Consider the following 9,847-nt stretch of genomic DNA (forward strand, 5'->3'; position numbering starts at 1 on the left):
AGCTCTACACCGCCGACATCAGCCTCAACGCGCCTTTCACGCTCGGCGGCCAGAAGCTGCGCTATTCGGGCCTGGTCCGGGCCCAGCGGAACCGTACGCCACTGTCCCCCCAGGACCGCTTCGCCATCGGCGGGCGCTACACGGTGCGCGGCTTCGACGGCGAGACAAACCTGCTGGGCGAGCGCGGATGGCTCATCCGCAGCGACATCGGCTGGGCCATGGGCCAGAGCGGCGCCGAGCTCTATGTGGGCATGGACCACGGCCGCGTCAGCGGACCTTCGACCGTCGCCCTGGCCGGCCGCAGCCTGACCGGCGCCGTGGCCGGCGTACGAGGCCAGTGGAGCAGGCTGAGCTATGACTTCTTCACCGGCGCGCCCATCCGCCAGCCGGAAGGCTATCGGACTGCCGGGCTGACGCTCGGCTTCAACCTCCACGCGGGGTTCTGAAGGTGACTCAGGACGGCCGCAGGATCTGCGCGCGCGACACCGCCGGCGCGTCGTTGCCCCAGGCACCGCGGATGTAGGTCAGCACCGTGGCGATGCCATCGTCGTCCAGCACGTGCCCGAAGGGCGGCATGCCGTAGGGCCGGGGGTTGCCGGCGGTGGCCGGGAGGAAGCCGCCATGCCGAAGCACCTGCACCAGGTTGGCGGGCGAATCCATGAGCACGGCGCGGTTGCCGGCCAGCGGCGGGTAGGCCCCTTGCGCACCCTGGCCCGCATCGCCGTGGCAGTAGGCGCATTGCTGGTCGTAGATCTTCGCGCCGCGCGCCATCACGCCGGCATCCCGGCGCGCCGGCGAGGCCGAGGCATCGCGCTTCGGCGACGACTCGGGCAGTTGCTTGAGGAAGACGGCCATGGCCTGCAGGTCGGCGTCGCTCAGGTGCTGCGTGCTGCCGTAGACCACGTCGGCCATCGGCCCCATGACGGAGCCGCGCGGCGAGGTGCCGGTCTTCAGCAGCGCGACGACGTGCTGCGTGTCCCAGTCGGACACGCCGGCCTCGTGCTTGGAACTCAGCGAGGGCGCATACCAGTTCTCCACCGGGATCAGTCCTCCGCCGAGGCCCAGCTTCTCTTCCGTCGCGCCGAGCACGTTGCGCGTGCCATGGCAGGCGATGCAATGGCCCAGGCCTTCGACCAGGTAGGCGCCGCGGTTCCATTCGGCCGTCTTCGACGCGTCGGGCGTGAAGGTGCCCGGCGTGAAGAAGAGCGCACGCCACACCGCGAGCGCGGCCTGGGTGTCGTAGGGGAAGCGCAGCCGGTGCGGCGCGTTCGGCGTCGCTGCAGCGGGCACGGTGCGCAGGTAGGCGTAGATCGCGTCCGAGTCCTCGCGCGTGATGTGCGTGAAGCTGGGGTAGGGAAAGGCGGGGTAGAGCAGTCGCCCGTCCTTCGAGCGTCCGTTGTGCAGCGCGCGCCAGAAATGCGCGGGGCTCCAGCGGCCGATGCCGGCCTCCTCGTGCGGCGTGAGGTTGCTCGCGAAGACGGTGCCGAAGGGCGTGGCGATCCCGATGCCGCCGGCATAGGGCGCACCGCCGCGCGCCGTGTGGCAGCCGGCGCAGTTGCCGGCCAGCGCCAGGTAGCGGCCGCGCTCCACCAGGGCGGGCGTGGACGTGAAGGCCGCCGGCGTTTCGGGCAGGGGGTCCTCGCCGCGCAGGTTGAGGGCGACCAGGCCGAGCGCGGCCAGCACCAGGAGGGCGGCCAGGGCGATCAGGGTGTAGAGGAGGCGCCGCATGTCACTTCCCCATCGCGCTGCATGGCATCGGCAGTCCCTTCGCGGGCGCAGGCGCGGGCTTGGGATCGGCGGGCACCGGCTGCAGCGCGAGCCAGCTGGCCACCGCGTTGATGTCGCCCGTGTCCAGCCTGCGGCCCACCTCCGCCATGCAGTCGGGCGCGAGTGCGTGGCGGCCGTTGTTGAGCCAGTCGCCCAGCTGCGAGGCGAGGTACAGGCGCGGCAGGCCGAGCAGCGAGGGGATGGCAGGCGCGATGCCGGTCAGTGCTTCGCCGTGGCAGGCGGCACAGGCCGGAATGCGGCGCGACGGGTCGCCCTCGAACACCAGGGCCTTGCCGCGCGCGAGGGTCTGCTCCGAGGCGTCGGTGCGCGTGGGCGGCGGCGGGTAGGACAGGTCGAGCTCCGCGAAGTAGCGGGCGAGTTCGCGCAGGTAGCTGTCGGAGAGGTGACGCACCATGTAGGCCATGTCGCTGTTGAAGCGGCGGCCGTCGCGAAAGCTCAGCAACTGGTTGTAGAGGTATTCCTCGGGCTTGCCGGCCAGACGGGGGAAGTAGCCGGCATTGGTGCTGGCGCCTTCGCGCCCGTGGCAGGCGATGCAGGCGGCCGCGCGCTGTTCGATGGTGTCGGGGACGCGGGCCGGGGCAGGGGAGGCCGCATGGGCGAGGGTGTAAAGGCTGAAGGCGGTGGCCAGCAGGGGGCGCCAGCGGAATCGGTACTTCGTCGTCATGGGGGCCGCTATTGTCGCCGGACGCTACAGTGCCGGGCATGCGCATTCCCTTCACGTGGATGATCGGCTGGCAGCGGCTGCTGCTGGGCGCGGTCGTGGGGGTCACCGTGGGATTGCTGCCCTGGCCGCTCGATGGCGCGACGCGCGGCCTGCTGGGCTGGTGCTGCGGCGCGGCCGTCTACCTGCTGCTGGCGTGGTGGCTCGCCGAATGCTCGGATGCCGACGGCACCCGGGCGCGGGCGCAGTCGCTGGACCAGCCCAGCGCGCTGATCCTGGCCACCATGGTGGCGGTGGTCGTTGCAAGCGTGGCGGCGATCACGGTGCTGCTCGGGCGCAGCGGATCGTTGACCGGAGCGCAGCGCGCCGGCCACATCGCGCTCGGGCTGCTGGCGCTCGCGGGCGCGTGGCTGATGATCCACACCATCTACGGATTCCACTATGCGCATCGCTTCTACCAGGCCGATGGAGCGCGGCACCCGGGCCTGGACTTTCCCGGCAGACAGGCGCCGGACTACTTCGACTTTCTCTACTACGCCTTCGTGATCGGCATGTGTTCGCAGGTGTCGGACGTGCAGGTGCGCTCTCGCGAAATGCGGCGCATCACGCTCGTGCACAGTGTGCTGTCCTTCGCGTTCAACATGCTGGTGCTGGCGCTGTCGGTCAACCTGGTGGCGGGCGCGATCTGAGGCGTGCGGCGGCTGCCGGAGGCCGGGTGGACCGGTGCTACGCCGACGCGCGCGGCCGCCGGCCCAGCTTGACCATGCCGGTCGAGAGCGCGACGCCGCAGACGATGACCACCGCGCACACCAGCATCCACTGCGTGATTTCCTCGCCGAGCAGGACGGCGCCGTAGAAGAGCGCGAACACCGGGACCAGGAAGGTCACGGTGAGCGCGCGGGCCGGGCCGGCGCGTTCGATCAGGCGGAAGAACAGGATGTAGGCGAGCCCCGTGCAGGCGACGCCCAGGGCGACGAGCGCGAGCCAGGCCTTGGTGCTGGGCGTGCGTGCCGGCCACAGCCACAGGGCCGGCAGCGCGAGCGCGAGCGTGGCGCCGATCTGGCTGCCGGTCGCGGTGGCCAGTGGCGGTGCGCCGGTAAGGTACTTGCGGGTCAAGCTCGCCGCGAAGGCATAGCAGATGCAGGCTGCAAGGCAGGCGGCGATGGCCCAGCGTGCCGCCGTTTCGTCCGCGCCGGAGTGGAAGCCGGCACTGCGGCCCGCCAGCAGGGCAACGCCGGCGAAGCCGATCACCAGGCCCAGGCTGCGCGAACGGTCCGGCCTTTCGCCAAAGAAACCCCAGGCCACCAGTGCGCCGAACATCGGCACGGTCGCGTTGAGGACGGCACCGAGGCCGCTGTTGATGCTCAGCAGCGCGAAGCAGAACAAGGCGAATGGCAGGCCGGAATTGAGCACGCCGATTCCCAGCGCCGGCTTCCAATACTGCCTGAAGCTGGACCATTGCCTGCGCATCAGCAGCAGCGGAAGCAGGAACAGCATGGCGATCCCGACCCGCACGGCCGCTGCCGGCAACGCGCCGAATTCGGCCGCGGCGATGCGCATGAACAGGAAGGATGCGCCCCACAGGGCACCCAGCAGGATCAAGTCCACCAGCCAGGCCTTGCCGGCCGGGCGCGCAGGCAGGGCCGCCGGCAGAGGGGCGCAAGGGCGGACCTCCGCGCCGCATTCGCCTTCGTTCATCGGGCCACCTCCGCCGGGCTCGCCGCGGCAGCGAGCTGGCGGACTTGCCGCACGCCTTCCAGCGACAGCAGCGCGCTCTTGCGTGCGAGCCCGCCTGCATAGCCGGTCAGCGAGCCGTCGGTGCCCAGCACGCGGTGGCAGGGCACGATCACGCTGATCGGGTTGCGGCCCACCGCCGCGCCGACGGCGCGCACGGCGGCGGGGTTGCCGATGTTCTTGCTGAGCGCGCCATAGCTGGTGGTGCGGCCCATCGGGATCGCCAGCAGCGCCTGCCAGACCGCCTGCTGGAAGGCGGTGCCGTGCGACAGGTCCAGCGGCAGGTCGAAATGCCGTCGCCGCCCGGCGAAGTAGTCGGTCAGTTGGGCGGCTGCCTCGCGCATCACGGGGTGTGCGTCGTCGGGCCGCCAGCCTCGCGTGTCGGGCCAGTGGCGTTGCCGTTCGAACCAGGCGCCGGCCAGGCCATGCCCGGTGGCCGCCAGCACGATGCTGCCGAGGACGCTGTCGATGCGGGTGCAGCGGATGGGGGATTTCTTGAAGTTCATGAGAGGGTCTCGGCTGGTGCGCCGTCGGGGACGGCCTGCGTCTTGCCGGCCGGAAGTGGACTGTGCCACGCCCGCAGCACCGCGTAGCTGCGCCACGGCCGCCAGGCCTGCGAAGCGTCGGCGGCCGCACGCGCCGACGAGACGCGCAGCGCCTTCTGCAGCGCCACGTCGCCCGCCGGGAAGGCGTCGGGCCAGCGCAGCGCGCGCATCGCGATGTACTGCGCGGTCCAGTCGCCGATGCCGGGCAGGGCCTGCAGGGCTGCGAGCGTGGCGGCCAGGTCGGCGCCGGCGTGCAGGGCGAGGCGCCCTTCCAGCACCGCGTGCGCCAGTGCCGACAGGGCGGCCTGCCGCTGCCGCACGATGCCGAGACCGCCCAGCAGGTCCCCGCTCGCGCCAGCCAGGGCGGCCGGCGTGGGGAACAGGCGCTCCAGTCCGGCAATGGGCGTGCCGATGGGCTCCCCCAAGGCCTGCACCAGGCGCGTGCCGAGGGTTCGGGCGGCAGCCACGGTGACCTGCTGGCCCAGCACCGCGCGCACGGCGAGCTCGAAGCCGTCCACCGTGCCCGGCACGCGCAGCCCGTCGCCTTGAGGGAAGCTGGCATGCAGCGTGGCATTGATCGCCATCGGATCGGCGTCCAGATCGAGCATGGCGCGCACGCGGCTGATCACGGTGGGCAGCACCGTGGCGAGCGAATCGCCCACCTGCAGCCGCCATTGCTCTCGCGCGCCGTCGAAGCGCAGGCTCAGCCAGCCGGCATGGATCTTTTCGCCCTGTGCCACGCGCAGGGTGCGCGAGAGTTGCGGCTTGCCGCCGGCCGGCGCGGCAGTTTCAAGCCCGCCCAGGGCCCGGCGCGCGAAGAAGCCGAGCATCGCTTCGGCGTCGTAGGGTGGGCGCAAACCCAGGCGCACTTCGACGGCAGCGCCCGCCCGGCCTCCGGTGGCGGGCCCGGCACGCCGCAGCGCGCTCGGGTTGAGCCCGTAGTGCGAGACGAAGGCCGCGTTGAAGCGCCGCACGCTGGCGAAGCCGCTGGCCAGTGCCACCTGTGTCATCGGCAGGCGGGTGTCGGCGATCAACTGCTTGGCGGCCAGCAGGCGGCGCGTCTGCAGGTACTGCAGCGGCGAAACGCCGAACTGCGCCTCGAAGATGCGGCGCAGGTGCCGGTCGCTCACGCCCAGCCGCGTGGCGAGGCGCGCGGCGCCCGGGCCTTCGTCGTCCCAGGCGTCGGGTTCGTCGATCAGCCGGGCGGCCTGCAGGGCGAGGATGCGGGAGGCATCCTCCGTGGACCAGCTCGCGGCCCGCGGCGCCAGTTCGGGGCGGCAGCGCAGGCAGGGTCGGAAGCCCGCGGCCTCGGCCTGGGCCGCGTGCCGGAAGAAGCGGCAGTTCTCGCGCCGCGGCAGCTTCACGCGGCAGACCGGCCGGCAGTAGACGCCGGTGGAGGTCACGCCGGTGAAGAAGGCGCCGTCGAAGCGCGCGTCATGTGCCTTCATGGCCAGGTAGCAGGCGTCGCTTTCGAGCTCGGCGGGGGCGACGGCGGCGGGGGACATGCGTCCAATGATACGAACCGGGCCTTCCAGGAGTAGCCATTTCCGGACATCTGGCACGAAAGGCGCATGCCTACAATCGTGTTCATTTTCCGAACGACTCCAACCCTCTGCCAAGGACGCTCATGCAGCTCAGCCCATCGATCTTCAAGGCCTATGACATCCGTGGCGTCGTGCCGACCACGCTGGACGCCGATGTCGCCGAGGCGCTCGGCAGGGCCTTCGGCAGCGCGGCCCGCGCGGCCGGCGAGAAAGCGGTGGCGGTCGGGCGCGATGGGCGCCTTTCGGGTCCGGCGCTCTCGGAGGCGCTGATCCGCGGACTGGTGGCGACCGGCATCGAGGTCATCGACGTCGGCGCGGTCACCACGCCGATGCTTTATTTCGCCGCCCACACGCTGGCACGCAGCGGCATCCAGGTCACCGGCAGCCACAACCCCAAGGACTACAACGGCTTCAAGATGGTGCTGGCCGGCCGCGCCATCTACGGTGACGAGATCCAGGGATTGCGCCGCGTGATGGAAGACGGCAGCGCCCAGCTCGCCCCCGGCGGCAGCGTACGCAAGGTGGATGTGATGGAGGCTTACACGCAGCGCATCGTGGGCGACATCAAGCTGGCGCGGCCGATCAAGATCGTGGTCGATTCCGGCAACGGCATCGCGGGGGCCTCGGCACCGGCCATCCTGCGCGCCATCGGCTGCGAGGTGACCGAGCTCTACAGCGAGGTGGACGGCGACTTTCCCAACCACCATCCCGATCCGAGCAAGCCCGAGAACCTGAAAGACCTGATCGCGGCGCTGGCCGCCGGCGACGCCGAGCTGGGCCTGGCCTTCGACGGCGACGGCGACCGCCTGGGCATCGTCACCAAGGACGGGCAGAACATCTTCCCCGACCGCCAGATGGTGCTGTTCTCGCAGGACGTGCTGTCGCGGGTGCCCGGCGGCGCGATCGTCTACGACGTGAAATGCTCGCAGCGCCTGGGCCCAGCCATCGAGGCCGCGGGCGGCAAACCGCTGATCTACAAGACCGGCCACTCGCTCATCAAGGCGAAGATGAAGGAGATCGATTCGCCGCTGGGCGGCGAGATGAGCGGCCACATCTTCTTCAAGGAGCGCTGGTTCGGCTTCGACGACGGCACCTATGCCGGCTGCCGCCTGCTGGAGATCCTGAGCAAGACGCCCAATGCCAGCGACACGCTGAATGCGCTGCCGACCAGTTTCTCCACGCCCGAGCTCAACGTGAAGTGCGCCGAGGGCGAGCCGCATGCACTGGTCGACAAGCTGGTGGGCAGCGCGAAATTCGACGCGCCGGCGAAGGTCTCGACCATCGACGGGCTGCGCGTGGACTGGCCGGACGGCTTCGGGCTGATCCGCGCGTCCAACACCACGCCGGTGCTGGTGTTGCGCTTCGAGGGCCAGACGCAGGAAGCGCTCGACCGTATCCAGCACGAATTCCTCGCCCTGCTCAAGGGCGTCAAGCCTGACGCCACCTTGGCCGAAGCAGCGCATTGATGACGCTCTCCCGCAGGCTTCCCCACTTCGTGTGGTCCGCCAATCCCCTCGCCGGGGGCAACACCAGCGGCCGGGCAAAGCCGGTTGCGCGGTGTTCCCCGAATCTCCACTGAACTTCAAAAAGTGCGCTCGTTGCTTTTGCGCCTGTACGGCGCTTTCACCACCTTGGCCCAACCGCTGGTACGTCGCAAGCTGCGCCGCCGCGCGGTGGCCGAGCCTGGCTATGCCCATGCGGTCGAGGAGCGCTTCGGTGTCTATGACGAGTCCGCCTCGGGCACCGGCTGGTGCTGGGTGCACGCGGTCTCGCTGGGCGAGGCGCGGGCCGCGGGCATCCTGATCGCCGAGCTGCGGCGCCAATACCCCGGCATCCCCATCCTGCTCACCCACGGCACCGCCACCGGCCGCGAGGAGGGTGCCAAGCTGCTGGAAGAGGGCGATCTGCAGGTCTGGCAGCCCTGGGACGCACCGTCCGCCGTGGCCAGCTTCCTCGACCGCTTCCAGCCGCGCATCGGCGTGCTGATGGAGACCGAGGTCTGGCCCGAGCTCACGGCGGCCTGCGCCGAGCGCGGCATTCCGCTGGTGCTGGCCAATGCGCGGCTGAACGAGAACTCGCTGGCCTCGGCCGAGCGCCTGGGCTGGCTGGCGCGGCCGGCCTATTCGTCGCTGACGGCGGTGTGGGCGCAGACGGAGGCGGATTCGCACCGCCTCGTCTCGCTCGGCGCCAAGGTCGAAGGCGTCTACGGCAACCTCAAGTTCGATGCCACGCCGGACGCGCGCCAGCTCGCGACCGCGGCTCGCTTGCGCGGCCAGTTGCCGCGGCCGGTCGTCATGCTGGCCAGCTCGCGCGACGGGGAGGAGGCGCAGCTGCTGGACGTGCTCAAGCGCTTCGGCGCGCTGTCGCCGGTGCCGCCGGAGCAGGACGCGGTGCAGTCCATCGCCAGGCGCGTGCACGACGTTCAGTGGATGATCGTGCCGCGCCATCCGCAACGTTTCGACGAAGTGGCCGCGCTGATCGAGTCCAAGGGCTTCGCCTGCGCCCGGCGCAGCGCGGCCGGCGCGCCGGCAGAGTCGGAGATCTGGCTCGGTGATTCGCTCGGCGAGATGGCGCTGTACTACGGCCTCGCGGACGTGGCCCTGCTGGGCGGCAGCTTCGAGCCGCTCGGCGGGCAGAACCTGATCGAGGCGGCCGCTTGCGGCTGCCCGGTGATCATGGGGCCGTCGACCTACAACTTCGCCGAGGCAGCCGAGCTGTCGCTCGCAGCCGGTGCCTCGCAGCGCGCGCCCGACATGGAGCATGCGGTGACGGCGGCGCTGAAGCTGGTCGAGAACCCCGAGCGCCGCGATGCCATGGCCGAGGCCGCGCAGGTCTTCGCCAGCGCGAACCGCGGCGCGGCGCAGCGCACGGCGGCGGCGCTGCTGGCGATTGCGGAGGCGGCTTCGGAACCCCGGGTGGCGACGCGAGCCGAGGAACGGACCGAGCCCAGCCTCGAATAGTCCTGTTGACGCTATGCGCTCATAGCGTCAACCAGGCCCGAAATGCCGGCTCGCTCAGCCGGCTCTGCAGGACTTCACCGTGTAGGGCGCCGGATCGGTGCCGAAGTAGGCGTTCGTGCAGCTCACCGTGCCGCTCACGGTTTTCGTGATCCAGCGCGTATCGACGCCGTACTTGACCACCGTCGGACTCGACACGGTGAAGGTGCCGCCTTCCGGGGCAAGCAGCGTACCAGGCGCCGGTGCAGGTGCCGGTGCAGGTGCAGGTGCCGGTGCAGGTGCAGGTGCCGGTGCAGGTGCAGGTGCAGGTGCCGGTGCAGGTGCCGGTGCAGGTGCAGGTGCAGGTGCGGGTGCAGGTGCGGGTGCAGGTGCAGGTGCAGGTGCAGGTGCAGGTGCAGGTGCAGGTGCAGGTGCCGGTGCAGGTGCGGGTGCTGGTGCGGGTGCTGGTGCCGGTGCGGGCGCAGGTGCGGGTGCCGGTGCCGGTGCGGGTGCCGGTGCGGGTGCGGGTGCGGGTGCCGGTGCGGGTGCCGGTGCGGGTGCGGGTGCGGGTGCCGGTGCGGGTGCCGGTGCCGGTGCCGGTGCGGGTGCAGGTGCAGGTGCAGGTGCAGGTGCAGGTGC

General features: G+C 71.0%; 11 protein-coding genes. 5 read left to right on the forward strand and 6 right to left on the reverse strand.

Features of this window, described 5'->3' with window-relative positions; genetic code table 11:
- Positions 1–446, forward strand: a 446-nt coding sequence (locus ABEA07_RS15305; protein WP_345538890.1) for a ShlB/FhaC/HecB family hemolysin secretion/activation protein, incomplete at its 5' end; no start/stop codon positions are given.
- A gap of 7 nt (positions 447–453) precedes the next feature.
- Here ABEA07_RS15305 and ABEA07_RS15310 read toward each other — a convergent pair.
- Both ABEA07_RS15310 and ABEA07_RS15315 read right to left on the reverse strand, forming a co-directional pair.
- On the reverse strand, positions 454–1,728 hold the full coding sequence (locus tag ABEA07_RS15310) for a c-type cytochrome (protein WP_345538891.1): 1,275 nt from the start codon (positions 1,726–1,728) through the stop codon (positions 454–456).
- A 1-nt stretch (position 1,729) separates the two neighbouring features.
- Positions 1,730–2,452, reverse strand: coding sequence for a c-type cytochrome (locus tag ABEA07_RS15315; RefSeq protein WP_345538892.1), 723 nt, complete (start codon positions 2,450–2,452; stop codon positions 1,730–1,732).
- Between the two features lie 38 nt (positions 2,453–2,490).
- Here ABEA07_RS15315 and ABEA07_RS15320 point away from each other — a divergent pair, with 38 nt between their 5' ends.
- Positions 2,491–3,138, forward strand: coding sequence for a DUF1345 domain-containing protein (locus ABEA07_RS15320; protein ID WP_345538893.1), 648 nt, complete (start codon positions 2,491–2,493; stop codon positions 3,136–3,138).
- 37 nt (positions 3,139–3,175) lie between these two features.
- Here ABEA07_RS15320 and ABEA07_RS15325 read toward each other — a convergent pair whose 3' ends face one another.
- The 3 genes from ABEA07_RS15325 to ABEA07_RS15335 are packed head-to-tail and all read right to left on the reverse strand — an operon-like array spanning position 3,176 to position 6,233.
- Entirely contained in the window at positions 3,176–4,147 is a 972-nt protein-coding gene (locus ABEA07_RS15325) for a DMT family transporter (protein WP_345538894.1), read from the reverse strand.
- Positions 4,144–4,689 (reverse strand): methylated-DNA--[protein]-cysteine S-methyltransferase, encoded by a 546-nt coding sequence (locus ABEA07_RS15330; RefSeq protein ID WP_345538895.1) that lies wholly within the window; start codon positions 4,687–4,689, stop codon positions 4,144–4,146. The genes ABEA07_RS15325 and ABEA07_RS15330 overlap by 4 nt, the downstream gene beginning before the upstream one ends.
- Positions 4,686–6,233, reverse strand: a complete 1,548-nt coding sequence (locus ABEA07_RS15335; protein ID WP_345538896.1) for a DNA-3-methyladenine glycosylase 2 family protein — start codon at positions 6,231–6,233, stop codon at positions 4,686–4,688. The genes ABEA07_RS15330 and ABEA07_RS15335 overlap by 4 nt, the downstream gene beginning before the upstream one ends.
- Positions 6,234–6,355: 122 nt before the next feature.
- Here ABEA07_RS15335 and ABEA07_RS15340 point away from each other — a divergent pair, with 122 nt between their 5' ends.
- Together ABEA07_RS15340 and ABEA07_RS15345 are read left to right on the forward strand one after the other, a co-directional pair.
- Entirely contained in the window at positions 6,356–7,738 is a 1,383-nt protein-coding gene (locus tag ABEA07_RS15340) for a phosphomannomutase/phosphoglucomutase (RefSeq protein WP_345538897.1), read from the forward strand.
- A gap of 123 nt (positions 7,739–7,861) precedes the next feature.
- Entirely contained in the window at positions 7,862–9,232 is a 1,371-nt protein-coding gene (locus tag ABEA07_RS15345; RefSeq protein ID WP_345538898.1) for a 3-deoxy-D-manno-octulosonic acid transferase, read from the forward strand.
- Between the two features lie 54 nt (positions 9,233–9,286).
- Here ABEA07_RS15345 and ABEA07_RS15350 read toward each other — a convergent pair whose 3' ends face one another.
- Complete coding sequence (locus tag ABEA07_RS15350; RefSeq protein ID WP_345538899.1) at positions 9,287–9,427, reverse strand: hypothetical protein; 141 nt, start codon at positions 9,425–9,427, stop codon at positions 9,287–9,289.
- A 44-nt stretch (positions 9,428–9,471) separates the two neighbouring features.
- On the opposite strand from ABEA07_RS15350, the gene ABEA07_RS15355 reads away from it, so the two are divergent.
- The coding region (locus tag ABEA07_RS15355) for a hypothetical protein (RefSeq protein ID WP_345538900.1) at positions 9,472–9,847 on the forward strand (376 nt) is incomplete at its 3' end.

Source organism: Variovorax defluvii (genome assembly GCF_039541515.1).
Lineage (GTDB): Bacteria > Pseudomonadota > Gammaproteobacteria > Burkholderiales > Burkholderiaceae_C > Variovorax > Variovorax defluvii.